The sequence below is a fragment of the Streptomyces sp. NPDC093018 genome (genome assembly GCF_040684035.1).
GTDB classification, from domain to species: Bacteria; Actinomycetota; Actinomycetes; order Streptomycetales; family Streptomycetaceae; genus Streptomyces; species Streptomyces murinus.
On record NZ_JBFBFF010000026.1, the window covers coordinates 40,509 to 63,513 of the forward strand.

The window sequence follows — 23,005 nt, forward strand, 5'->3', positions numbered from 1 at the left end:
GCCTTTCTCCGCCCGGGTGCGGGACCGTACGCCGCCGTACGGTCCCGCACCCGGGCTTTCGAACCCGTACGACCTTGTACGACCTTGTACGACCGCGTCCGGGGCGCTGCGGAATCCGTCGCTTTCGCGCCCCGGACCCCCGGGAGCCGCCCCGCGCTATCCCGCACGTCATGTCTCCGTAACCATCGATTCAGACGGGCTTGCGACGCTCGGCCAATGAAACCCGTCGTGCCAGAGCCTTCGCCGCCCCCCGAGGGGCCCGCGGGGAACGGGACCGTGACGCTCCCGCCCGCGCGTTCCGACGCGCCTGTCGCACCGGTCGCGCGGAAGAATGGGTTCATGAGCCAGCAAGACACCCAGGCAGAGGCACAGCACCCGCAGCCCCCCGTGGGCTCCATCGCGGCGCACCGGCCGCACACCGTGACCTCCGCGGTCTCCGACCTGGAACCCGACATCGACGCGGATCTCGACGCGTACGAGGAGTCCCAGGCCGACGGCAGCCCGCTGCCCCAGGGCCGCTTCCTCGACCGGGAGCGCAGCTGGCTCGCCTTCAACGAACGCGTCCTGGAACTGGCCGAGGACCCGAACACCCCCCTGCTGGAGCGCGCCAACTTCCTCGCGATCTTCGCCAGCAACCTGGACGAGTTCTTCATGGTCCGGGTCGCCGGACTCAAGCGCCGCATCGCCACCGGCGTGGCCACCCGGTCCGCCTCCGGGCTCCAGCCGCGCGAGGTCCTGGAGATGATCTGGGCCCGCTCCCGCGAGCTGATGGCCCGGCACGCCGCCTGCTACCACGAGGACGTCGCCCCCGCGCTCGCGGAGGAGGGCATCCACCTGGTGCGCTGGAGCGAACTGGCGGACAAGGAGCAGGCCCGCCTGTTCACGCTGTTCCGGCACCAGATCTTCCCCGTCCTCACCCCGCTCGCCGTGGACCCCGCGCACCCCTTCCCGTACATCTCCGGCCTGTCCCTGAACCTGGCCGTCGTCGTACGCAACCCGGTCAGCGGCCACAAGCACTTCGCGCGCGTGAAGGTGCCGCCGCTGCTCTCCCGCTTCCTGGAGTCCAGCCCCGGCCGGTACGTCCCCGTCGAGGACGTCATCGCCGCCCACCTCGAAGAGCTGTTCCCGGGCATGGAGGTGCTGGAGCACCACGCCTTCCGGCTCACCCGCAACGAGGACCTGGAGGTCGAGGAGGACGACGCCGAGAACCTGCTCCAGGCCCTGGAGAAGGAGCTCATGCGGCGCCGCTTCGGGCCGCCGGTGCGCCTGGAGGTCGAGGAGTCCATCGACCGCGAGGTGCTCGACCTGCTGGTGCGCGAGCTGAAGATCTCCGAGGCCGAGGTCTACCCGCTGCCCGGCCCGCTCGACCTCACCGGTCTGTTCCGCATCCACGGCCTGGACCGGCCCGAGCTGAAGTACCGCAAGTTCATCGCGGGCACCCACCGCGACCTCGCCGAGGTCGAGTCGGCCTCCGCGCCCGACATCTTCGCGGCGCTGCGCCAGCGGGACGTGCTGCTGCACCACCCGTACGACAGCTTCTCCACCTCCGTGCAGGCCTTCCTCCAGCAGGCCGCCGAGGACCCGGACGTCCTCGCGATCAAGCAGACCCTGTACCGCACCTCCGGCGACTCCCCGATCGTGGACGCGCTCATAGACGCCGCCGAGTCCGGCAAGCAGGTCCTGGTGCTGGTGGAGATCAAGGCCCGCTTCGACGAGCACGCCAACATCAAGTGGGCGAAGAAGCTGGAGGAGGCCGGCTGCCATGTCGTCTACGGCCTGGTCGGTCTGAAGACGCACTGCAAGCTGTCGCTGGTGGTCCGCCAGGAGGGCGAGACCCTGCGCCGCTACAGCCACGTCGGCACCGGCAACTACCACCCGAAGACCGCCCGGCTGTACGAGGACCTCGGCCTGCTCACCGCCGACCCGCAGGTCGGCGCGGACCTCTCCGACCTGTTCAACCGGCTGTCCGGCTACTCCCGCCGGGAGACCTACCGCCGGCTGCTGGTCGCCCCCAAGTCCCTGCGGGACGGCCTGATATCGCGGATCACCAAGGAGATCCAGCACCATCGCGCGGGCCGCCCCGCGTTCATCCGCATCAAGGTCAACTCGATGGTCGACGAGGCCGTCATCGACGCCCTCTACCGGGCTGCCCAGGCGGGCGTGCCGGTGGACGTCTGGGTCCGCGGCATCTGCGCGATCCGGCCCGGCGTCCCCGGGCTCTCGGAGAACATCCGGGTCCGCTCGATCCTCGGCCGCTTCCTGGAGCACTCCCGGGTGTTCGCCTTCGGCAACGGCGGCGAGCCCGAGGTGTGGATCGGCAGCGCCGACATGATGCACCGCAACCTCGACCGGCGGATCGAGGCCCTGGTGCGGGTCGTCGACCCCGGCCACCGCGCGGCCATCAACCGGCTGCTGGACACCGGCATGTCCGACACCACCGCGTCCTGGCACCTCGGCCCGGACGGCGAGTGGACCCGGCACGCGCTGGACGCGGACGGCCAACCCCTGCGCAACATCCAGGAGATGCTCATAGACGCCCGGAGGCGCCGGCGTGGCACAGCAACACCTTGACCCGACGGACCCCACGGCCGAGGTGGTGACGGGGGACGCCCTCGCGGGCTATCTGCGCACCCACGCCACGGAGTTCCTGCGCGCCCTGCGCCTGCACCGGGAGACCGGGGGCGCCACGGGCTCCGGCGAGGAATCCGTCGACGCGGCCCGCGCCCTGCGCCGCTCGGCCCGGCGCATCAGCGGCAGCCTGCACACCTACCGCCCCCTGCTCGACCCCGCCTGGTCGGAGTCGATGCGGCCCGAACTGGCCTGGCTCTCGGGCACCTTGGCCCTGGAGCACGCGTACGAGGCCCGGCTGGAGCGGCTGCTGCAGGCGCTGCACCGGCTGTCGGGGGCGGCGGCCTTCCCCGAGCAGGTGACGGTGCCCGGCGGCCCCGTGGCCGCCCCGCCGGAGCGCGGCAATCTGACGGTGGGCGCGGCGAAGGCGGGCGCCCTGCTCGACCGCCAGCTCACCCTCGCCCGGACCCGCGCCCACTCCACCGCCCTCCAGGCGCTCGGCTCCAGCCGCTTCCACGCCGTCGCCGACAAGGTCGCCGTGCTCGCCAGCGAGGTGCCGCTCACCCCCACCGCCCCCACCACCGACCTGCGCCCGCTGGCCGGCGCCGCCCGCGAACGGCTCACCGACGCCATCACCGCGCTGCCGCTGCTCACCGCGGGCCACCCGTACAACGCGGAGGCCCTGATCCACGGCCTGTCCCCGGATCCGTCCCCGCACCCCCAGGACGGCCCCTGGCACCAGGTACGGCTGCTGCTGCGCCTGCACCGCTACGCGCGCGAGGTGCTGGACGCCGGGACCCCCGTGGACGTACGGCTGCTGGCGGCGGGCCAGGCCCTGAACCGGCACCGCGACGCCTCCGAGGCGGCGGCCGCCGCGGCCCAGGCGGCCCGCACCCCCCGGATCGCCCCCGCCACGGCCTACGCCCTCGGCGTCCTGCACGCGGACCAGCGCCATGAGGTGGAGGCGGCCCGGTTCGCCTTCCAGCGCGCCTGGCAGCGAGAGGCGGTGGAGACGGTATGACCGGCACCCCGGTACGGGCCGCGGGCTGCGTCCTGTGGCGCCGTTCCCCCGCCGGAGCCGTCGAACTCGCCCTGGTCCACCGCCCCAAGTGGTCCGACTGGTCCTGGCCCAAGGGGAAGCTGAAGCGGGGCGAGAGCGCCGAGGCGGCCGCGCTGCGCGAGGTCGAGGAGGAGACGGGCCACACCTGCCGCCTCGGCACCGCCCTGCCGACCGCCCGCTACCTCGACCACGCGGGCCGCCCGAAGGAGGTCACGTACTGGGCCGCCGAATCGACGGGCGGCTCCTTCACCCCCAACGCCGAGGTCACCACCCTCCTCTGGCTCCCCCCGACCGAGGCCCGCGACCGTCTGACGTATCCCCACGACAGGGACTTGATCCCCCCGGCACTGGCGGCGATCGCGAGGGTTCCGCGCTGACCGGATGTTCCGGGGGTCAGACCACCAGCGCGGCGTGCAGCGCGCTGAATGCCTCACAAAGTTCCGACGTGCCGATCGGGTCGATCTCTATCTGCAAATGACACACGCCGTCGTCGCCGTGGGGAGTCAGGCGCACAAAAAACGCGAAACCGTCCCCGACGGGCTCCGCCGTCAACCTCAGCGGATTGTTCCGACCGGGAGTCACCGCGGCGGAAAAGCGTCCACCCGACGGCGCACGCAGGTGGGAGAGCATGCGGACCGCGAAGTCCACGACCTCCGCAACGCTGAGATCCACGGCGAAGTCGGCTGTCAGCCACGAGCACCAATCGGCGGTGACCTGCCAGCTCTCCCCATCGTTCCGAGCCAGTTCCAGCCACACGTCGTCGCTGCCGAGTCTTATCCGCGGTTCGTCCATCGTGCCCCTCCGACCTCCATGCCTGGGCCCAAGATCCTATGAGCACCAGCAGCCACTCCCCTGCGCGACGGAGGCCGAAGACCCGTCCGCTCGTGCCGACGATTTCCAGTAATGGAAACCAGGGGCTCTTGCTGAACGTGCGGCACACTCGGGACGATCAGTGATGACGCCTGGTCCGCAAGTGGGAGGAGTCTGCGGTGGTAAAGCTGACGCGGCTGGTGGGTGACTGCGACGAGGGCGAGTGTCCGACGCTGTATGCCACCGATCGGGGAACCTTAGTCGTGCAAGGAGGCCTGCTGACCGATCACGGTCGGGAGATCCCCCCCCGCACGAGGCTCCCGTCGAAGTCCCCGTCGAACTGATCCGAAAGGCTGTCCGTGGCAACCTCGTCTAGCCGGACGTTCGGGGAGTGGTTCACCGCGTTCGAGCGAGAAGCGTTCCGGCTCGAAACGCTGGACGACTACAGCCAGTCGGGAGGAGTCGATGCCTATCAGGCGTTTCTGGCGGGGCGCGAGCAGCCGGATTCGTATCAGGCGGCCGAATGGCTGACCACGGTGGGGAACGCCACCGAGGCCGGAAAGCGCGTGTACCGCGTTCATGTTCTGGCCCGTCCGCTCACGGATTATCTCCGGTTCGAGCTGTCCTGGGGATACCGGCGCAACATGACCGCCGGTGAGGAGTTCTTCATCCTCGACGTCACCGAGAAGGCGAACCCGATCCCGGACGCGCCCGACTTCTGGATGTTCGACGACACGGCCGCGGCGGTGATGTCGTACGACGGTGCCGGTAAATACCTTGGGAGCGAATTCGCCGAGGAAGACCTGCTCGCCGAGTTCCGGGCCTACCGCGACACCGCGCTGGCGCACGCCGTGCCGTTCGCGGAATGGTGGGCACGGCACGGGGAGTGAACAAGGCTGAGCTGGGGTCCGCGCTGCGGGCGCTGCGGCAGGCATCCGGGTTGGAAGCCAAGACCGTCGCCCGCAGGGCGGCCATGTCCGGTTCGAAGCTGTCGAAGATCGAGAACGGCAGCGTGATGCCGAGCGTCGTGGACGTGGACCAGATCCTGACCGCCTTAGGGGTTTCCGAAGAAATCAAGGCCGAGTACATGTCGGTCGCCAGGGCGGCGGCGACCGAGGCGACGGCCTGGCGTCTGTACCGGCGGCTCGGATACCACCGGAAGCAGCAGCAGATCCAGGCGATCGAATCCCGTATGACTCTGTTGCGGCTCTTCCAACCTGCCCTCGTACCCGGCCTGCTTCAGACGCCGGAATACGTCCAAGCGGTGCTCGGCCGTAAGAATCTCACCGCGGACCAACTCGCACGAGCTGTAGGTGCGCGGCTTGCCAGACAGGGCATTCTCTACGAGCCGGGACGGCAGCTTCGCTTCATCGTCACCGAGTCGGTGCTGCGCTGGAGAATCGTCCCGCCCCTCGTGATGGCCGGGCAACTCGACAAGCTCATCTCCGTTTCCCGAATCCCCGGTGTCGACTTCCGTGTCGTACCACTTTCGGTGCGTCAGACCGATTTCCCCAGTCACTCGTTCTCGATCAAGGACGACCGCATGGTGACGGTGGAAACCGTGCACGCGGAGCTTGCGGTGACCGATCCGCGAGACGTCGCCCTCTATATCGAGAAATTCGAGGGATTCGCAGCCGTCGCCGTATCCGGAGATGTCATGCGAAGCATGGTCGAGGAAATCCGCGACCATTTCTTGCGGGAACAGGAAATCGGCTAGAGCGGTGCGCCTGGCCTGTCGAAGATGAGGCATGTCGGTTCAACCGGAGAGAGGAACCCTCATGACTGTGGCCCCTGACAGGCCGGCCGTCGCCCTGCGGCACGGACGCGACCTCGTGCCCCTCGAACTGTTCGCCCGACTGACGGACTTCTGCGCCGAGGAGTACGGGTACGAGCGCTCCCTGGCCGAGCGGATCATGGACGAGGCCCTGGCGTTCGTGGACGTCATGGGCCGGACCGGCGAGGGCATGTCGCCCTCCAGGGCCGTGGACCCGGGGTGGCACACGTTCATGCTGCACACCGAGGAGTACGCCGAGTTCTGCCGGACCCGGTACGGCCGGTTCGTCCATCACGCGCCCAAGTCCCGGTACCGGGACAGGGCGACGATGGCAGATGTCGTGGCGCGGATCCGTGCCCATGGCTTCTCCGTGGACGAGTCCCTGTGGGGCACCAGGGCGGACTGCAACGAACCGGCGTGCTGCGGTGACGGCCCCTGCTGCTGAGCCCGTGGCGACCACCGGAGGAACGAAGGGCCGGGGGCGGGTGACCGCCTTCTCCCTGTTCGGGCCCGTCTTCGGCTACGCGACCACGCTCGTGGAGGACCGGCAGTTCGCCTACGTGGGGCCGCTGACGCCCGGTGTCGGGTGGCGTCTGCTGTGGCGGATGGCCGAGAGGTGCCACAACGACGGGGTGACGGAGGCCAGGAAGGCCGAGTGGATCGTGTCGCAGGCGTCCCGGGCGTTCATCTGCGGAAGCGGTGTCGTCGTGAAGCTCTCCGAGGCCGACTGGGTGATGGAGCCTGGCGGCTGGACCGTGCAGTTGGACGGCTCCTGGTGCAACCAGGACGTCCTGGTCACCGGCGATCTCACGGTGCCGGTGCTCGCGGCCGGAGAGATCGCGGCGAGGCACAGCCGTTTCCCGCAGTACGCCGGCTGACGTCCCGGTCCGCGGGGGCAGAAAAAAGCCCACCCTCTCGTCGGCTCTGCGGCCGGGCGAGAGGGTGGGCAGGAGGGGAAGAGGGAACGGTCAGAGGACCGTCAGCTTCACCAGGCCGAAGGCCAGTGCGGCGACCAGCGCGGCCGCCGGCATCGTGATGAACCAGCCCAGGACGATGTTCTTGGCCACGCCCCAGCGCACCGCGTTCACGCGCTTCGTCGCGCCGACGCCCATGATGGCCGAGGTGATGACATGCGTCGTGGAGATCGGCGCCTTGAAGAGGTACGCCGTACCGAACATGATCGACGCACCCGTCGCCTCCGCGGCGAAGCCCTGCGGCGGGTCCAGTTCGATGATCTTCCGGCCGAGCGTGCGCATGATGCGCCAGCCGCCGGCGTACGTACCGAGCGACAGCATCATCGCCGAGACCAGCTTCACCCACACCGGGATCGGGTCGTTGTACGTGGCGTGCCCGGCGATGACCAGGGCCATCACCACGACACCCATCGTCTTCTGGGCGTCCTGGAGACCGTGGCCGAGCGCCATGCCCGCCGCGGAGACCGTCTGCGCTATGCGGAAGCCCCGCTTGGCCTTGTGCGGATTGGCGCGGCGGAAGAGCCACATGATCAGCAGCATCACGAGGTAGCCGACGATCAGACCGACGACCGGGGACAGGAACATCGGCACGATGATCTTGTCGACCACGCCGTCCCAGTGGACCGCCGTACCGCCCGCGAGCGCCGCTCCCACCAGGCCGCCGAACAGCGCGTGCGAGGAGGACGAGGGCAGGCCGTAGTACCAGGTGACCAGGTTCCAGGCGATCGCGCCGAGGAGCGCGGCGAAGAGGATCCCCATCCCCGTACCGCCCGACGGCGTCTCGATCAGCCCCTCGCTGACGGTCTTGGCGACCCCGGAGCCGAGGAACGCGCCGGCGAGGTTCATCACGGCGGCCATCGCCAGCGCCGCCCGCGGGGTCAGCGCCCGCGTGGACACCGACGTGGCGATCGCGTTCGCCGAGTCGTGGAAGCCGTTGGTGTAGGTGAAAAGAAGCGCGACCGCTACGGTCACGACCAGAGCCAGGGTGTCCATCGACGCCTCAGGACTCCTTGACGGCGATGGTCTCCACCGTGTTCGCCACGTGCTCGAACGCGTCCGCCGCCTCTTCCAGCACGTCCACGATCTGCTTGAGCTTCAGCACCTCGATCGCGTCGTACTTGCCGTTGAAGAGGTGCGCCAGCAGCTTGCGGTGGATCTGGTCGGCCTGGTTCTCCAGACGGTTGACCTCGATCCAGTACTCGGTGAGGTTGTCCATGGTGCGGAGGTTCGGCATCGCCTCCGCGGTCAGCTCGGCCGCGCGGGCCAGCACCTCGATCTGCTGCTCGACCCCCTTGGGCAGTTCCTCGACCTGGTAGAGGACGACGAGGTCGACGGCCTCCTCCATGAAGTCCATGATGTCGTCCAGGGAACCGGCGAGGGCGTAGATGTCCTCACGGTCGAACGGCGTAATGAACGAGGAGTTCAGCTGGTGGAAGATCGCGTGCGTGGCATCGTCACCTGCGTGTTCCGCTGCCCGCATACGCTCTGCGATCTCGGCCCGGGCGGAGGAGTCCGCCCCGAGCAGTTCCATCAGGAGTTTCGAGCCGGTGACGATGTTGTCCGCGGAAGCGGCGAACATGTCGTAGAAGCTCGTCTCCCTGGGGGTCAGACGAAAGCGCACGTGGGGTCCTCGGGGTGCTTCGGTTTCGGTCAGGCTGATGCTAGGCGCATCATCCGGCCACGGCTATCGGGCCGCCCTCCAGTGTCGCCCATCGAGCAGAGCGATCATCACGGGGGCGCACCAAGGCCCCCATACCCAGCAAAATTCGGTACCATATACCCAGTAGGGGTATGCCGGGCGATATGTCCCCCGGTGTGTGACCGAGAACACCCGTCCCGAGATGGAGGCCCGCTATGACGACCACCGAGGCCGGCGCCACGGCACCCTCCGAGCAGACGGACTGCGGTGAGCACGCCACGCACGGTTACCACAAGCAGAAGGACGAGCACCTCAAGCGGCTGCGCCGGATCGAGGGCCAAATCCGCGGCCTGCAGCGGATGGTGGACGAGGACACCTACTGCATCGACATACTCACCCAGGTCTCGGCCTCCACCAAGGCGCTCCAGTCCTTCGCGCTCCAGCTGCTGGAGGAGCATCTGCGGCACTGCGTGGCGGACGCGGCCCTCAAGGGCGGGGACGAGATCGAGGCGAAGGTGGACGAGGCGACGAAGGCGATCGGCCGCCTGCTGCGCACCTGAGGCCCGTCGCCGCGGCGCCGTCAGCTGTCTCGTTCCTGCCGTTCCACCCGCAGTACCTCGTCGATGCTCTCCAGGCTGAGCCGGTCCTCGGCGGCCGAGGCCGCGATGATCAGCTCGCCGCACAGCTCGATCTCGGCGAGGGCCACATGGTCCTGAACCGCCGTACCGCCGACCGCCGCCACCCGCCTCACCTCTTCCCTGACGTCACCGAACTCCTAGGGTAGGAGGCGGTTTACCTACCGCGCATGGCACGGACGGGCTACTTACGGGGTGGCGTCAAGGGACTAGTACGGGGTCGGCGGCTGGCCGGATTCAGCCCCTGTCAGCCTCTGACAGTCCCTGCCAGCCCCTGTCAGGTTCTCTCAGGCCCCGTCGGTCCCCGCGTCCTCCGCGATACGCCCGGCGTAGATGTCCCTCTCCTGCGGGAGTGCGACGACGGCGGGGGCGCCGAAGTCGTACAGCAGGGTCGTCGAGGTGACCGCGACGGGCGTCTTCTGGCGGCCGTTGACGAAGCTGAAGCGCTGGCGCAGCTTGCGCAGACGGCCCTGGTCGTCCAGGTAGGCGTCGAAGGGCACCTGCGCCGTGGCGAACCCTTTCGCCGCGGCTGCCAGGGATTTCCGTACGTCCGCGGGTGCGTACCGGGCCGCGTGGGCGAGGTCGGCGGTGCCCCGGTAGTGCCGCACCGGCACGCCGGCCAGCTCGGTACGGCCGACATAGCTCGCCCGCCGGGTGCCGCGCAGCACCTCGGCGGCGGTGTACGGGTCGGTGACGCCACCGGTGACGAGATTGCCGTCGGAGAGCGTGGCCGTCTCCACCCGCACCCATTTGTCGGCGGGCACCCCGGCCCCCCGGTTCTTCATGAACAGGGCGCCGGGCGCGAGGAGTTCGGTGAGCGGGCGGTGCTCCTCGGCGCCCGCCGGGTCCTCGGGGAGTACGACGGTCAGCCGGCCGAGCCGGTGGACGTAGTCGTAGACCCCCTTGCCGCGGATGGTGACCCGGGTGCCGCCCGTGGCCATCTCCATGGCGGTGCCCGCCTTGGAGCTGCCCGCGTCGGTCAGCGCCGCGGCGGCGCCGGTCAGCAGGGTGATCGGATCGCCCGCGCCGCTGCTGACGTCCTCGGCGGGGAGCCCGAGATCCGAGCAGCCGCCCACGCCCGTGCCCAGCGCGAGCGTGAGGCCCAGCGCACCGGCCGTCCTGACCGTGCGCCGTCTGTACTGCCGCCGTTCCATCGCCCTGCCTTCCCCCAGCCGGTACGTCCGTTACGGCCCCCCTGTCGTCCGGTTAACGACGAGTAGGGGACTGCCGTCACGCTCTGCCCTTGGCTTCTCGGTACGGTGGACGGCGTGGCGGAGCAGGACGCGCGGGACCCGGACCATCTGACGACGACGACCGAACAGGGCCGCTTCTGCGTGGCCCGCTGCACCTGCGGCTGGCGCGGCCCGGCCCGCAGGGCACGCAGCCAGGCGAGAACGGACGCGACGCGGCACGAGAGCGGCTGCTAGCGCGCAACCGCCGTCCGCGAGACGCGCGAGGAGACCGGCTTCGACGTCGAGATCGTCGGCATCGTCGGGACGTACAGCAACCCGCGTCATGTCTTCGCCTACGACGACGGTGAGGTGCGGCAGGAGTTCTCCGTCTGCTTCCTGGCCCGGCCCACGGCCGGACGACTGGCCGTGTCCGAGGAGTCCACGGACGTCCGCTGGTTCCGGCCCCCGGAAGTCGACTCGCTTCCGATGGTCCCCGCCATCCGCAAGCGCGTGAACGACTGGCGCGAGGGCACCATGCCCGCGGCCCGGTAGCGGGCGGGCGGAGGACGGCGAACGCCGTGGGCCCGCCCCCGGAGATCGGGGGCGGGCCCATTGCATCCTCCCGGTGGCACCGCCATGCAGCACCGGTGAGGAAATCGGGGGATCAGCCGAAGCGGCCGGAGATGTAGTCCTCCGTCGCCTGGACCGACGGGTTGGAGAAGATCCGCTCCGTGTCGTCGATCTCGATCAGCCGGCCGGGCTGGCCGACCGCCGCGAGGTTGAAGAAGGCCGTGCGGTCGGAGACGCGCGCCGCCTGCTGCATGTTGTGCGTGACGATGACGATCGTGAACCGTTCCTTCAGCTCACCGATCAGGTCCTCGATCGCGAGCGTGGAGATCGGGTCGAGCGCGGAGCACGGCTCGTCCATCAGCAGCACCTTGGGCTCGACCGCGATCGCGCGGGCGATGCACAGCCGCTGCTGCTGGCCACCGGAGAGGCCGGCGCCGGGCTTGTTCAGCCGGTCCTTGACCTCGTTCCAGAGGTTCGCGCCCTTGAGCGACTTCTCGACGACGTCGTTCAGCTCGCTCTTGCGGTAGTTGCCGTTCAGCCGGAGACCGGCCGCCACATTGTCGAAGATCGACATCGTGGGGAACGGGTTCGGGCGCTGGAAGACCATGCCCACCTCGCGCCGCACCGACACCGGGTCGACCCCGTTGCCGTACAGGTCCTCGTCGTCGAGCAGCACCTTGCCCTCGACCCGTCCGCCCGGGGTGACCTCGTGCATACGGTTCAGGGTGCGCAGGAACGTCGACTTGCCGCAGCCGGAGGGCCCGATGAACGCCGTCACCGAGCGGGGCTCGACGGTCATCGAGATGTCCTCGATCGCCTTGTGGGAGCCGTAGTAGGCGGTCAGTCCGCTTACGTCGATTCGCTTGGCCATTACTTGCTTCACTTCCGTCAGTCGCTGAGGGGCCGCGTCAGCGACCGGTCTTCGGGGCCTTCCAGCGGGCGATGCCGCGGGCCGCCAGGTTGAGGATCATCACGAAGGCGATCAGCGTGAGCGAGGCCGCCCAGGCGCGGTCGTACGCCGCCGTGGAACCGGAGCTCTGCGAGTACTGCTGGTAGATGTACAGCGGCAGCGCCTGCTGGGCACCCGAGAACGGGTTGTTGTTGATGAAGGAGTTGCCCCACACCAGCAGCAGGACCGGCGCCGTCTCACCCGCGATACGGGCGATGGCCAGCATGATGCCCGTGGTGATGCCGCCGATGGAGGTCGGCAGGACCACCTTCAGGATGGTGCGCCACTTGGGCACACCGAGCGCCAGGGACGCCTCGCGCAGCTCGTTCGGTACGAGCTTGAGCATCTCCTCCGTGGAGCGGACCACGACCGGCATCATCAGGATCGCCAGCGCCAGCGAGCCGGCGAAGCCGAAGGGCTGCATGTCGGCCATCAGCATCAGGCTGAGGATGAAGAGACCGGCGACGATCGACGGGATGCCCGTCATGACGTCGACGAAGAAGGTGACCGCGCGGGCGAGGCCGCCGCGGCCGTACTCCACCAGGTAGATCGCGGTGAGCACACCCACCGGCGCGCCGATCAGGGTGGCGAGGCCGACCTGCTCCAGGCTGCCGATGATCGCGTGGTAGATGCCGCCGCCCGGCTCGGAGTCGGCGACGACGCCCATGGAGTGCGTCAGGAAGTAGGGGTCGAGGACCTTCACCCCGCGCTTGACCGTGGTCCAGATCAGCGAGACCAGCGGGAGCAGCGCGATCAGGAAGGCGACCCACACCAGCGAGGTGGCGATGCGGTCCTTGGCCTGGCGGCGGCCCTCCACCGCGGAGGCGATGACATAGGTGCCGAGGACGAACAGCAGCGCGGCGATCAGGCCCCACTGGATGTGGCTGGTCAGTCCGGCGCCCTCGCCGATGCCCACCGCGACCACGATCGAGCCCGCGGCGATCGCCCACGGCGACCACTTCGGCAGGCTGGCGCTGCGCAGCGAGCTGCGGCGCTTGTCGGTGACGGCTGCGGTGCTCATGCGTTGGCCCCCGAGTACTCCTTGCGGCGGGCGATGATCGCGCGGGCCGCGCCGTTGACCAGCAGGGTGATGACGAACAGGACCAGACCGGAGGCGATCAGCGCGTCCCGGCCGTCCTGGGTCGCCTCGCCGAACTTGCTGGCGATGTTCTGGGCGAAGGTGCCGCCACCCGGGTCGAGCAGGCTGGTCTGGATGTCGAAGGTCGGGGAGAGGACCGTGGCCACGGCCATCGTCTCGCCGAGCGCGCGGCCGAGGCCGAGCATCGAGGCGGAGATCACGCCGGAGCGCCCGAAGGGCAGCACCGACATGCGGATGACCTCCCAGCGGGTGGCGCCGAGGGCCAGCGCGGCCTCCTCGTGCATCCGCGGGACCTGGCGGAAGACCTCGCGGCTCACGTTGGTGATGATCGGCAGGATCATGATCGCGAGCAGGATGCCCACGGTGAGCATCGAGCGGGGCGCGCCGCCCTGCCAGGAGAAGATCCCGGTCCAGCCGAGGTACTCGTTGAGCCAGCCGAACAGGCCGTTCAGGTGCGGTACGAGGATCAGGGCGCCCCACAGGCCGTACACGATGGACGGCACCGCGGCGAGCAGGTCGATCACATAGGCGACCGGGCCGCTCATCCTGCGGGGGGCGTAGTGCGTGAGGAACAGCGCGATGGCGACCGCGACCGGCACGGCGAGGGCCATGGCGACGATCGAGGAGACCACCGTGCCGAAGGCGAGGACCGCGATGCCGAACGACGGCGGCATCAGGTTGGTGTTCCACTCGAAGGTGGTCAGGAAGTTGCCGTGGTCCTTGCTGATCGCGAGGGACGCGCGGTAGGTGAGGAAGACCGCGATCGCGGCCATGATCACCAGAAGCAGGATGCCGGAGCCGCGGGACAGCCCGAGGAAGATGCGGTCACCGGCGCGGGTGGCGCTGCGGTTGGCGCTCTTCTTCGGTTCGGCGGTCGGCTGGGGTGCGGGGGGTGGTACGTCGGTTGTCTTCGTTATGTCCATCGGGTTCTCCGGTCTGCGGAGCCGCTCGTCCCGGTGGGGGCGGGCGACTCGTGGCGGCGGTGCACCGGACGGTGCGGCCCGGCCCGCGGGGAGGCCGTGGGACCGGGCCGCACTCTCGGATCAGGTCAGCTCAGGCCCGCGATGGTGGTGCGGACCTTGCCGATGATCGCGTCGGGCATCGGCGCGTAGTCGATGCCGCTGAGGAGCTTCTGGCCGTCCTCGGAAGCCATGTAGTTGAGGAACGCCTTGACGGTGGGCAGGGTGTCGGCCTTGTTGCCCTTGTCGCAGGCGATCTCGTACGTCACCAGGGTGATCGGGTAGGCGCCGTCGGCCTTGGTGTTGTAGTTCAGCTGGAGCGACAGGTCGCTGCCGGTGCCGACGACCTTGGCGTCGGCGATGGCCTTGGTGGCGCTGTCGGTGCTGGGGGCGACCGGCTGGGAGGCACCGGTGCTGATGCTCACGGCCTTGACGCCGTCACCGACGTACGACAGCTCGAAGTAGCCGATGGCGCCGTTGGTCTGCTTGACCTGCTGGGCCACGCCCGAGGACTGCGCGGCGGACTGGCCGCCCTTGGCCTGCCAGGTCTTGCCGCCCGAGTACTTCCAGTTCTCCGGGGTGGCGGCCTTCAGGTACTTGGTGAGGTTGTCCGTGGTGCCGGAGTCGTCCGAGCGGTGGAACGCCTGGATCTTCAGGTCGGGAAGCTTCGCCGAGGGGTTCAGCTTCTTGATCGCGGCGTCGTTCCAGTTGGTGATCTTGCCGTCGAAGATCTTGGCGAGGGTCGGGGCGTCCAGGACGAGGTTGTCCACGCCGTTCAGGTTGTAGCCGATGGCGATCGGGCCGCCGACCATCGGGAGGTCGATGCCCTGGCCGCCGGAGCAGACCTTCTTGGACGCGGTGACCTCTTCGGGCTTGAGCGCCGAGTCGGAGCCCGCCCACGGGATCTGGCCCTGGGTGAAGGAGGTCACACCGGCGCCGGAGCCGCCGGCCTTGTAGTTGATCTGCACGCCGCACGCCTGCGAGAAGTTCTTGACCCAGGCGTCGATCGCGTTCTTCTGCGCGGAAGAGCCGTCCGAGAGCAGCTGGCCCTTGGCACCGTCGCACTTGATGGAAGAGGCGTTGGAGGCCGAGGCGCCACCCGAGGGCTTGGAACCGCCGCCGTTGTCGTCGGAGCCGCACGCCGTCAGGGCCAGGGCGCCGGAGACGGCGAGAGCACCGAGGGTCACGGCGCGCAGCCGGTTCTTGCGCTGAAGCTTCACGTTCGGGAGTTCCTTCCAGGAGCCGCCGCTGTCGGCGGCGTGCACGTCGTGGGTGCGGGGAGCGCATCCGAACCGCACTCCGCACCGGGTAAGGCCGAAATTAGGCAGATCAGGTGAAGCGGCCGAAGGCCATAAATGAACGGCGGGTGAACCCCTGCCGTCGGCCCGGTGAGGTCACGGAATGCTCACGGGGAGGCCACGCCCCGATTCCGACGACCGGGGCACAGGCACACATATGCGATGTCCGGCACCCGTACGGGGGAACCCTGCCGTACCTGCCGTCGTCTCGTCTCCCGGAGGCCACTTCGGCCGCGGAAAGGCGACGGAGACATGGAACGGCGTACGTTCATCTCGGGCGGCACGGCCGCGCTGGCGACGACGGCACTGACCGCGTGCGGTACGGGCGGGGGGCACGCCGCCGCGGCCCGGGCACACTCCTCGGGCGCGGCCGGGGCTTCCTCGTCGTCGCTCACGGCGATGCGGACCACCAGCGCGAGCGGTACGGCAGGCGCGAGCGGCCCGGCCGACTGGACCGCCCTCGGCCGGGATCTCGACGGCTCCCTGGTGCGGCCGGGCGACGCCCAGTGGAAGACCGCGCACCAGCTGTACAACACCCGCTTCGACGGCCTGAAGCCCGCCGCGGTCGCCTACGTCGCGCACGCCGCCGACATCCGCACCGTGCTGTCGTACGCGAAGAGCCGGCACATACCGGTGTCGATACGCAACGGCGGCCACTCCTACGCCGGTTACTCCTCCGGCGACAACCGGCTGATCGTCGATGTCTCGCGGCTCAACCGGATACGGGTCAGCGGCGGCCAGGCGGTGGTCGGCGCCGGTGCCAAGCTGATCGACGTGTACCGGGGCCTGGCCGCGAAGGGCGTGACCATACCGGCGGGCTCCTGCCCCACGGTCGGCGTCTCCGGCCTGGTGCTCGGCGGCGGCCATGGGGTCGTCTCCCGCGCGTACGGCCTGACCTGCGACAGCCTCACCCAGGCGACTCTGGTCACGGCCGACGGCAAGCAGCTCACCGCCGACGCGACACAGCACGCGGACCTCTTCTGGGCGCTGCGCGGCGCGGGCAACGGCAACTTCGGCGTCGTCACCGAGCTGCACTTCCGCACCCATCCGGCGCCGCAGGCGGTCACCGCGTATCTGTCCTGGCCCTGGTCGAAGGCGGCGGCGGTGCTCAAGGCGTGGCAGGAGTGGGGGCCGACGCAGCCGGACGAGATCTGGTCCTCCCTGCACCTGGCGTGCGCGCCGGGCGGTAAGCCGACGATCTCCGTCTCCTGCTTCTCCATCGGCGGCTACAACGAGCTGAAGAACGCGGTGGACCGCCTCGCCCACCAGGCCGGTGCCAACGCCACCTCCGTCTCCCTGCACCGGCGGGGCTACGAGGAGGCGATGGAGATCTACGCCGGGTGCTCCTCCTTCTCCGCGGGGGCGCAGTGCCATCTGCCCGGCAGCACGCCGGGCCGCTCGGCGCAGGGGGCGCTCGGGCGGGAGACGTACGCGGCCCGCTCGGACTTCTTCGACCGGTCCCTGTCCGCGGCCGGCATCCAGACGGTGCTGCGGCAGATCGCGGGGGTGCGGGGCGGGGCGGGCAGCGTCGCGTTCACGGCGCTGGGCGGCGCGGTGAACCGGGTCGCGCCGACGGCGACGGCCTTCGTGCACCGGCGCTCGCGGATGCTGGCGCAGTACATCGCGTCCTGGCCCGCGGGGGCCTCCGGCGGTACGGCGCAGTCGTGGCTGACGTCGGCCCATCGCGCGATGGCGCCGTACGCCTCCGGCGCGGCGTACCAGAACTACACCGACCCGACGCTGACGAACTGGCGGAAGGCGTACTACGGGGACGCGGCGGTGCGGCTGGCGAAGGTGAAGCAGCAGTACGACCCGTCGAGGTTCTTCTCGTACGCGCAGGGGGTGTAGGGCGGGGGCCGGGGGCGCCCCTCAGGGGGCGCCTCTCCAGTCCGGTTACGCCGCCAGGTCCCGTTCCTCGGAGTCCATCGGCTCCACGGACCGCCGCGCGCCGGGGACCACCGGCATGTCCGCGGCCGCCCTGCGGCGCACGATCCACGACACCCTCGGCGCCCGCTCCACCGCCTTCATCAGCGGGGTGAGCAGGGCGGAGGCCAGCGGGGCCAGCAGCAGGGCCACGGCCGTGCCGAGGGCGAAGCCGCCGATCACGTCCGTCGGATAGTGCACGCCCATGTAGACCCGGCAGAAGCCCTCCAGGAGGGCCAGCCCGATCCCGGCGAGACCGAATCTGCGGTTGGCGACGAACAGCCCCACACCGAGCGCCATCGTCAGGGTGGCGTGATCACTGACGAAGGAGAAGTCGGTCTTGCCGGAGACGAGGACATCGAGGCCCTGATGGTCCACGAAGGGCCGCGGCCGTGACACGAAGCCCCGGATCGGGATGTTCACCAGCACCGCGATCCCGGCCGCGAGCGGCGCCCACACCAGCGCGGCCACGGACGTCGCCGCGTCCTCCTGGCCCCGGCGCCGCACGGACCACCAGCACCACACCACGAGCAGGACCATCGCGAGCAACAGCCCGTACTCGCCCACGAACTCCATGATCCGGTCGAACCAGTGCGGAGCGCTCCTGGCCAGACCGTTGATGTCATAAAGCAGTTCGACGTCGGGGTTCGATCCGGATTCGGCGAGTACAGCCATGGTGCTGCGGCCCCTTCGTCGTCTTCCCGGACGCACCTCGTGTGCGTCGCACCGACCCCCGTCAACAGGAACGCACGGTCACCACCATTGCGTTCCACTCTCCACCGAAAGATCACGCAGACGTTATCGAAGAGAGACTCATCATCGCAGCTCAGGGGGTAGGTTCACGCGCGGTTTACACCGCCGTGGGGAGCGCTTTTGCGCCATCTTCGGTCACCCGGGTGGCACCGAAATAGTCCGCTCCGTCGATCGGGTCGAACCGGATCACCGCCCCGGTGCGCGGTGCGTCGATCATGTACCCGCCACCGACGTAGATACCCACGTGGTGAATGGCCCGGGAGTCGGTGGGGTCATGGGAGAAGAACACCAGGTCGCCGGGGAGCAACTGGCTGCGCGAGGGGTGCGGACCGGCGTTGTACTGGTCGTTGGCCACCCGCGGCAGCTTGATCCCGACGCTCGCGTACGCCGCCTGGGTCAGCCCCGAGCAGTCGAAACGCCCGTCCTGCGCGGCCGTACCCTCGCCGCCCCACAGATACGGCGTGCCCAGCTTCTTCTGCGCGAAGTCGATCGCGCCCGCGGCCTGCCGGGTGGGATCGAGCCGGCTGGGCGGGGCTGCGAAGCTCTCCGCGAGGCTGTTGATGCGCTGGACGTAGTTCTGCGTCTCGCTGATGCCCGGGACCCCGCCGGCCTGGATGACCCGGTACGCCCCGGCGTTGTACGCCGCGAGCATGTTGTCGGAGACGTTGCCCGGAACGTCCTTGACGTACTTGGCCAGTTCGCAGTCGTACGACGCCGCCGACGGAATCGCGTCATTCGGGTCCCAGATGTCGCGCTTGCCGTCCCCGTTGCCGTCGATGCCGTGCGTCGCCCAGGTGCTCGGGATGAACTGCGCGATCCCGCGGGCGTCGGCCGGACTGACCACCCTGGGGTTCCAGCCGCTCTCCTGGTACAGCTGCGCCGCGAGCAGCGCCGGGGTCAGCGCGGGGCACAGATTCCCCCACTTCGCGACCAGTTGCTGGTACGCCGCCGGCACCGCGCCCTTGGCCAGCGCCCGCCCGCTCGCGGCCATGCCCCCCACGAGGTTCCCGGCGACCAGGTACACCGCGACCACGAGCACCATGACGAAACTGAGCCCGCCCGCCACGACGGCACCACCGACGATCCACGCCTTACGCACCGTCAACCGCCCCTCACCGTCGGCCAGTCCGCCGAGTGCAGTGTAGGAGCCGCAGCGGCTCAGCACGAGAACGCCCGTCCGATACAAAGCGGTTCGACAGTTCCGGAGGAGAAAAGGGGGCCCGTTGGCGCGGTCAGCCGGCCGTCGTCGCGTCCCGGTACAGCTCCGCCGCCTCCGTGCTCAGCACCACGCTGTACGACACGTCGTCCGTGGAGCCGCCCTCCTCGTGGCCGCCGAGGATGCCGACGACCTGGTGGTCGCCGTTGATCCAGGGGCTGCCGCTGGTGCCGCCGGTGAAGGAGGGGCAGTAGATGCGCTGTTGGGTGGGGCTCTGGCGGCGGGGCTTGTTGGTGCAGCGGATGGGGAGTTCGCGGGAGTCGGGGTAGCCGGTGACCGTCACCGCGGTCGCGCCGGTCGTCGCGTCGGTGACGAAGCGGTTGCCGCCGACCACCTGTTCGACGCTCTGCCCGTCGAGATCGGCCACCGTCACGAGGGCGATGTCGCTGTCCTCGTCCTGGTCCTTCGCCCAGCTGTCCGGCAGGAAGCGCCGGGTCACCTTCCACACCCCGTACGGCGCCTGCCCATTTCGGTAGCCCGGCACGAACACCAGGTCCCGGTCCTGGGCGTTCACGCAGTGCGCGGCGGTGGCGATGAGGTCGCCCCGCGGGCTGTGCACCACCGAGGCCGTACAGAAGTGGCCGCCGGCCAGCCGCGACGCCCGGTCCGCGTCGAACAGCGCGCCCACCCGGGCCTCGCGCACGGACGCGACCGCGTCCGCGGTGACCCCGAAGGGTCCCGGCCCGTCATCGGCGGACGCCACGGACGCCGACGTCAGGGCGAGCATCACCACCGCCCCGAGCAACGCGGGACGCGAGGTGACCGAGATGCGTGAGATGCGCTTCATCAGGCCTCACTCTGTCTCACGAAGGTGAGAAACCCGCTCCGACTTCGCTGAGAATTTCCGCAGAAACCTCCCGATGGCCGGTGCGCGCACCACGCTACTGTCCCCCCGCCGGGGCCGCCTCCCCACCGGTCACCGTGCGTCAGAACGTCGTCGTCATCCCGCCGTCCACCGCGATGGTCTGCCCGGTGATGAAGGACGCCGCGTCGCTCGCCAGGAAGACGACCACCCCGGCGATCTCCTCCGGCCGGCCCCAGCGCCCGAGCGCGGTACGGGTCCGCAGCCAGCGCTCCCAGCCGGGATCCGCGGTGAGTTCGGCGTTGACCTCGGTGGCGAAGGTGCCCGGCGCGACCGAGTTGACGGTCGTACCGCTCGGCCCGAGGTCCGCCGCGAGAGCCCGGGTCAGACCGTCCAGTCCCGCCTTCGCGGTGGCGTAGCCGACATCACCCGTACGGCCCAACTGCCCCACCACCGAGGACACGTTGACGATCCGGCCCGGCACCCCGCGCGCGGCCAGGCCCCGGGCCACCACCTGGCTCAGCGCGTACGCCGAGGTCAGATCCACGTCGAGCAGCGCGTTCAGGTCGTGGGGCGTCAGCTCCGCCACGCCCCGCCGGTCCCGGTGACCCACGTTGTTGACCAGGATGTCGAGCTCGCCCAGCTCCTCGACCGCCGTCTGCGCGGCCGCCCGGTCCGTGACGTCGAACGCGGCGGTCGCGATGTCGTACCCGCCCTCCGCCCGCAGCCGCTCGGCCGCCGCGGCGAGGGCTCCTGGGTCACGGCCGTTGAGGACCACCCGCGCGCCTGCCCCGGCCAGACCGCGCGCCATCTCCAGGCCGAGGCCGCGCGCCGATCCCGTCACGAGGGCCGTACGGCCGTCGAGCCGGAAGGTCACGGGGCCGCCGCCGGTCGCGGGGTCGCCGCCGTTCACCGGGCCGCCGCTGCCGGCGCCCATGTCTGCCGAGGTCATGGGGGTAGGTCTCGGTCCGTGGTGCGTCCTGACGATTCCTGGAAAGTTCCGGGGAATCCCTTACCCGCACCGTATCCGGTCCCCTACGGATTTCCCCTCCCCTTCACCCCGTCCCGTCCCCCTCCCCCCCTTCCCCTTCACCCGTTCCCGCCGCCCGCCTTCCACTCCACCCCCGTCAGCTCCTCCGACAGCGTCCACAGCCGCCGCGCCGCCTCCGGATCGCTCGCCGCGGCGCTGCGGGCGACCAGGGTCGGGGCGCCGCGGAACTCGCCGAGGCCGTCCGGGCCGACGTACGCCGCCCCCGGCAGGTCCTGGGTGGCCGCGAAGAGCGTGGGCAGGGCGCCGGCCCGGTCGCTCTGGGCGACGACCCGGTTGGCGACGGCCATGCCGATCCTGGCCAGCGGGCTCGCGTGGTGGCTCTGCAGATTGGTGGCGGCGTAGCCGGGGTGGGCGGCCAGCGCGCGCACCCCGGATCCTGCCTCGGCCAGGCGGCGCTGGAGTTCCAGGGTGAACAGGAGGTTCGCCAGCTTGGACTGGGCGTAGGCGCGCGTCGGGGTGTAGCGGCCGCGCAGATTCACGTCCTCGAAGCTGATGCGCTGATCGCCCCAGCGGTGCGCGGTGGAGGCCAGCGTCACCACGCGGTCGGTGAGGTGCGGCAGCAGCAGGTTCGTCAGCGCGAAGTGCCCGAGGTGGTTGGTGCCGAACTGCCGCTCGAAGCCCTGCGCGGTGCGCTGCTCCGGCAGCATCATCACGCCCGCGTTGTTGATCAGCAGATCCAGCGGGCGGTCCCAGCCGGCGGCGAAGGCGCGCACCGAGTCCAGGTCCGCGAGGTCGAGCCGGCGCACCTCGGTGCTGCCCGCCACCCGCGCCGCGGCGGCGCCGCCCCGCGCCTCGTCCCGTACGGCGAACACCACATGCGCGCCGGCCCGCGCCAGCGCCTCGGCCGTCACCAGGCCGAGGCCGCTGTTGGCGCCGGTGATCACGGCCGTACGGCCGGTCTGGTCGGGGATGCGGTTCACGTTCCACTTGCGCGCACCGCGCGCGCCGGTCGTCTCAGCCATGACCTCAATGTAGGCAGCGACTACAATGCTGTCAATGACAACAATGCGAGTGTGCGCCGGGATACGATGGCGCACATGCCCGCAAGCCGCCGCCCCTACCACCACGGAGACCTGCGCGCCGCGCTGCTCCAGAGCGCCGAGCGCACCCTGCGGGAGAAGGGGGCCGGCGCGCTGTCGCTGCGCGAACTGGCCCGGGACATCGGCGTCAGCCACGCGGCGCCGGGCCGGCACTTCAAGGACAAGCAGGCCCTGCTCGACGCCCTGGCGATGGAGGGGTACGAGCGGCTGGACCGCGCCCTGGCGGAGGCGTACGGCGCGGGCCCCGGCTTCGAGCGGCGGATGGCGGCGCTCGCGCACGCCTACCTCGGTTTCGCCGTCGAGCATCCCGAGCTGCTGGAGCTGATGTTCGCGCGCAAGCACCGCCCCGACAGCTCGGCGCAGCTCGGCGCGGCGGCCGACCGCACCTTCGGCTCGCTCACCCGGCTGTTCGCGGACGCCCAGGAGAGCGGCGAGATCGTCGACGGCGACCCCGAGCGCATCGCGCTGGCCGCCGTCGCGAACCTGCACGGCCTGGCCGCCCTCATCGCCGGCTGCGCGCTGGACGCGGACGAGGCCGTGGCCGGCCTGGACGAGCACGTACATCTGCTGCTCCACGGCCTCAAGCCCCGCTGAGCCACGCCCACTTGGTCAAATCAGGCCCCCCATACCCCACTTGACCTGCCCGGACGGTCATCTCCCCGCCATCGTGCCGTCATTGATCAGTAAGCCGGGCACCGCATTTAGGTAACGCG

25 protein-coding genes and 2 pseudogenes are annotated in these 23,005 nt (G+C 70.1%); 13 read left to right on the plus strand and 14 right to left on the minus strand.

Annotated features, from left to right (window positions below):
- Nucleotides 1-339 precede the first annotated feature (339 nt).
- The 3 genes from AB0N90_RS35705 to AB0N90_RS35715 are packed head-to-tail and all read left to right on the plus strand — an operon-like array spanning nucleotide 340 to nucleotide 4,005.
- On the plus strand, nucleotides 340-2,571 hold the full coding sequence (locus tag AB0N90_RS35705) for an RNA degradosome polyphosphate kinase (RefSeq protein WP_365203448.1): 2,232 nt from the start codon (nucleotides 340-342) through the stop codon (nucleotides 2,569-2,571).
- Nucleotides 2,552-3,589, plus strand: coding sequence for a CHAD domain-containing protein (locus tag AB0N90_RS35710; RefSeq protein ID WP_365203450.1), 1,038 nt, complete (start codon nucleotides 2,552-2,554; stop codon nucleotides 3,587-3,589). The genes AB0N90_RS35705 and AB0N90_RS35710 overlap by 20 nt, the downstream gene beginning before the upstream one ends.
- Nucleotides 3,586-4,005: an NUDIX hydrolase gene (locus AB0N90_RS35715; protein ID WP_365203452.1), complete on the plus strand. Its 420-nt coding sequence runs from the start codon at nucleotides 3,586-3,588 to the stop codon at nucleotides 4,003-4,005. Before AB0N90_RS35710 ends, AB0N90_RS35715 begins: the two co-directional genes overlap by 4 nt.
- A gap of 16 nt (nucleotides 4,006-4,021) precedes the next feature.
- On the opposite strand, the gene AB0N90_RS35720 is transcribed toward AB0N90_RS35715, so the two are convergent.
- On the minus strand, nucleotides 4,022-4,420 hold the full coding sequence (locus AB0N90_RS35720; RefSeq protein ID WP_365203454.1) for a hypothetical protein: 399 nt from the start codon (nucleotides 4,418-4,420) through the stop codon (nucleotides 4,022-4,024).
- A 197-nt stretch (nucleotides 4,421-4,617) separates the two neighbouring features.
- Here AB0N90_RS35720 and AB0N90_RS35725 point away from each other — a divergent pair.
- From AB0N90_RS35725 to AB0N90_RS35745, 5 genes and pseudogenes are all read left to right on the plus strand, one after another.
- A pseudogene (locus AB0N90_RS35725) lies at nucleotides 4,618-4,814 on the plus strand (hypothetical protein).
- Complete coding sequence (locus AB0N90_RS35730; protein ID WP_365203456.1) at nucleotides 4,798-5,328, plus strand: DUF6879 family protein; 531 nt, start codon at nucleotides 4,798-4,800, stop codon at nucleotides 5,326-5,328. Before AB0N90_RS35725 ends, AB0N90_RS35730 begins: the two are co-directional and overlap by 17 nt.
- On the plus strand, nucleotides 5,325-6,155 hold the full coding sequence (locus AB0N90_RS35735) for a helix-turn-helix transcriptional regulator (protein ID WP_365203457.1): 831 nt from the start codon (nucleotides 5,325-5,327) through the stop codon (nucleotides 6,153-6,155). Before AB0N90_RS35730 ends, AB0N90_RS35735 begins: the two co-directional genes overlap by 4 nt.
- 61 nt (nucleotides 6,156-6,216) lie before the next feature.
- The gene (locus tag AB0N90_RS35740) at nucleotides 6,217-6,657 is read left to right on the plus strand and encodes a hypothetical protein (RefSeq protein ID WP_365203459.1); all 441 of its coding nucleotides are present in this window, start codon (nucleotides 6,217-6,219) and stop codon (nucleotides 6,655-6,657) included.
- Between the two features lie 4 nt (nucleotides 6,658-6,661).
- The gene (locus tag AB0N90_RS35745; RefSeq protein WP_365203461.1) at nucleotides 6,662-7,090 is read left to right on the plus strand and encodes a hypothetical protein; all 429 of its coding nucleotides are present in this window, start codon (nucleotides 6,662-6,664) and stop codon (nucleotides 7,088-7,090) included.
- A 90-nt stretch (nucleotides 7,091-7,180) separates the two neighbouring features.
- Here the strand turns inward: AB0N90_RS35745 and AB0N90_RS35750 are convergent, their stop codons facing one another.
- Both AB0N90_RS35750 and AB0N90_RS35755 read right to left on the minus strand, forming a co-directional pair.
- Entirely contained in the window at nucleotides 7,181-8,179 is a 999-nt protein-coding gene (locus AB0N90_RS35750) for an inorganic phosphate transporter (protein WP_085565449.1), read from the minus strand.
- Nucleotides 8,180-8,186: 7 nt separating this feature from the next.
- Nucleotides 8,187-8,807 (minus strand): DUF47 family protein, encoded by a 621-nt coding sequence (locus AB0N90_RS35755; RefSeq protein WP_037653474.1) that lies wholly within the window; start codon nucleotides 8,805-8,807, stop codon nucleotides 8,187-8,189.
- A 233-nt stretch (nucleotides 8,808-9,040) separates the two neighbouring features.
- On the opposite strand from AB0N90_RS35755, the gene AB0N90_RS35760 reads away from it, so the two are divergent.
- The gene (locus AB0N90_RS35760) at nucleotides 9,041-9,385 is read left to right on the plus strand and encodes a metal-sensitive transcriptional regulator (RefSeq protein ID WP_085565448.1); all 345 of its coding nucleotides are present in this window, start codon (nucleotides 9,041-9,043) and stop codon (nucleotides 9,383-9,385) included.
- A gap of 20 nt (nucleotides 9,386-9,405) precedes the next feature.
- Here the strand turns inward: AB0N90_RS35760 and AB0N90_RS35765 are convergent, their stop codons facing one another.
- Nucleotides 9,406-9,567, minus strand: coding sequence for a hypothetical protein (locus AB0N90_RS35765; RefSeq protein ID WP_164932561.1), 162 nt, complete (start codon nucleotides 9,565-9,567; stop codon nucleotides 9,406-9,408).
- A 180-nt stretch (nucleotides 9,568-9,747) separates the two neighbouring features.
- Nucleotides 9,748-10,614 carry a hypothetical protein gene (locus AB0N90_RS35770; RefSeq protein ID WP_365203463.1) on the minus strand — a complete coding sequence of 289 codons (867 nt, stop codon included), beginning with the start codon at nucleotides 10,612-10,614 and terminating at the stop codon, nucleotides 9,748-9,750.
- Between the two features lie 114 nt (nucleotides 10,615-10,728).
- Here AB0N90_RS35770 and AB0N90_RS35775 point away from each other — a divergent pair, with 114 nt between their 5' ends.
- Both AB0N90_RS35775 and AB0N90_RS35780 read left to right on the plus strand, forming a co-directional pair.
- Nucleotides 10,729-10,887: a hypothetical protein gene (locus AB0N90_RS35775; protein ID WP_351006830.1), complete on the plus strand. Its 159-nt coding sequence runs from the start codon at nucleotides 10,729-10,731 to the stop codon at nucleotides 10,885-10,887.
- Nucleotides 10,888-10,896: 9 nt separating this feature from the next.
- Nucleotides 10,897-11,184: pseudogene (locus AB0N90_RS35780) on the plus strand (NUDIX domain-containing protein); the annotation flags it as partial.
- Between the two features lie 112 nt (nucleotides 11,185-11,296).
- Here AB0N90_RS35780 and pstB read toward each other — a convergent pair.
- The 4 genes from pstB to pstS all read right to left on the minus strand — a co-directional run bounded on the left by pstB (nucleotide 11,297) and on the right by pstS (nucleotide 15,429).
- Nucleotides 11,297-12,073, minus strand: a complete 777-nt coding sequence (gene pstB, locus AB0N90_RS35785; RefSeq protein ID WP_085565458.1) for a phosphate ABC transporter ATP-binding protein PstB — start codon at nucleotides 12,071-12,073, stop codon at nucleotides 11,297-11,299.
- 37 nt (nucleotides 12,074-12,110) lie between these two features.
- Nucleotides 12,111-13,172, minus strand: a complete 1,062-nt coding sequence (gene pstA, locus AB0N90_RS35790) for a phosphate ABC transporter permease PstA (protein WP_361682629.1) — start codon at nucleotides 13,170-13,172, stop codon at nucleotides 12,111-12,113.
- The gene (gene pstC / locus AB0N90_RS35795) at nucleotides 13,169-14,173 is read right to left on the minus strand and encodes a phosphate ABC transporter permease subunit PstC (protein WP_361682631.1); all 1,005 of its coding nucleotides are present in this window, start codon (nucleotides 14,171-14,173) and stop codon (nucleotides 13,169-13,171) included. Before pstC ends, pstA begins: the two co-directional genes overlap by 4 nt.
- A 125-nt stretch (nucleotides 14,174-14,298) precedes the next feature.
- The gene (pstS, locus tag AB0N90_RS35800; protein ID WP_361682633.1) at nucleotides 14,299-15,429 is read right to left on the minus strand and encodes a phosphate ABC transporter substrate-binding protein PstS; all 1,131 of its coding nucleotides are present in this window, start codon (nucleotides 15,427-15,429) and stop codon (nucleotides 14,299-14,301) included.
- 330 nt (nucleotides 15,430-15,759) lie between these two features.
- On the opposite strand from pstS, the gene AB0N90_RS35805 reads away from it, so the two are divergent.
- Complete coding sequence (locus AB0N90_RS35805) at nucleotides 15,760-17,355, plus strand: FAD-binding oxidoreductase (protein ID WP_365203465.1); 1,596 nt, start codon at nucleotides 15,760-15,762, stop codon at nucleotides 17,353-17,355.
- 45 nt (nucleotides 17,356-17,400) lie between these two features.
- Here AB0N90_RS35805 and AB0N90_RS35810 read toward each other — a convergent pair whose 3' ends face one another.
- The 5 genes from AB0N90_RS35810 to AB0N90_RS35830 form a co-directional block, all read right to left on the minus strand.
- The gene (locus tag AB0N90_RS35810) at nucleotides 17,401-18,105 is read right to left on the minus strand and encodes a phosphatase PAP2 family protein (protein ID WP_361682637.1); all 705 of its coding nucleotides are present in this window, start codon (nucleotides 18,103-18,105) and stop codon (nucleotides 17,401-17,403) included.
- Nucleotides 18,106-18,280: 175 nt separating this feature from the next.
- Nucleotides 18,281-19,288: a bifunctional lytic transglycosylase/C40 family peptidase gene (locus AB0N90_RS35815; protein ID WP_361682640.1), complete on the minus strand. Its 1,008-nt coding sequence runs from the start codon at nucleotides 19,286-19,288 to the stop codon at nucleotides 18,281-18,283.
- A 127-nt stretch (nucleotides 19,289-19,415) separates the two neighbouring features.
- Nucleotides 19,416-20,186, minus strand: a complete 771-nt coding sequence (locus AB0N90_RS35820) for a trypsin-like peptidase domain-containing protein (RefSeq protein WP_365203466.1) — start codon at nucleotides 20,184-20,186, stop codon at nucleotides 19,416-19,418.
- A gap of 139 nt (nucleotides 20,187-20,325) precedes the next feature.
- Nucleotides 20,326-21,153, minus strand: a complete 828-nt coding sequence (locus AB0N90_RS35825) for an SDR family oxidoreductase (RefSeq protein ID WP_361682644.1) — start codon at nucleotides 21,151-21,153, stop codon at nucleotides 20,326-20,328.
- 137 nt (nucleotides 21,154-21,290) lie between these two features.
- Nucleotides 21,291-22,214 carry an oxidoreductase gene (locus tag AB0N90_RS35830; RefSeq protein WP_365203467.1) on the minus strand — a complete coding sequence of 308 codons (924 nt, stop codon included), beginning with the start codon at nucleotides 22,212-22,214 and terminating at the stop codon, nucleotides 21,291-21,293.
- Between the two features lie 66 nt (nucleotides 22,215-22,280).
- On the opposite strand from AB0N90_RS35830, the gene AB0N90_RS35835 reads away from it, so the two are divergent.
- Nucleotides 22,281-22,886, plus strand: a complete 606-nt coding sequence (locus AB0N90_RS35835) for a TetR/AcrR family transcriptional regulator (protein ID WP_365203484.1) — start codon at nucleotides 22,281-22,283, stop codon at nucleotides 22,884-22,886.
- Nucleotides 22,887-23,005: the final 119 nt, after the last annotated feature.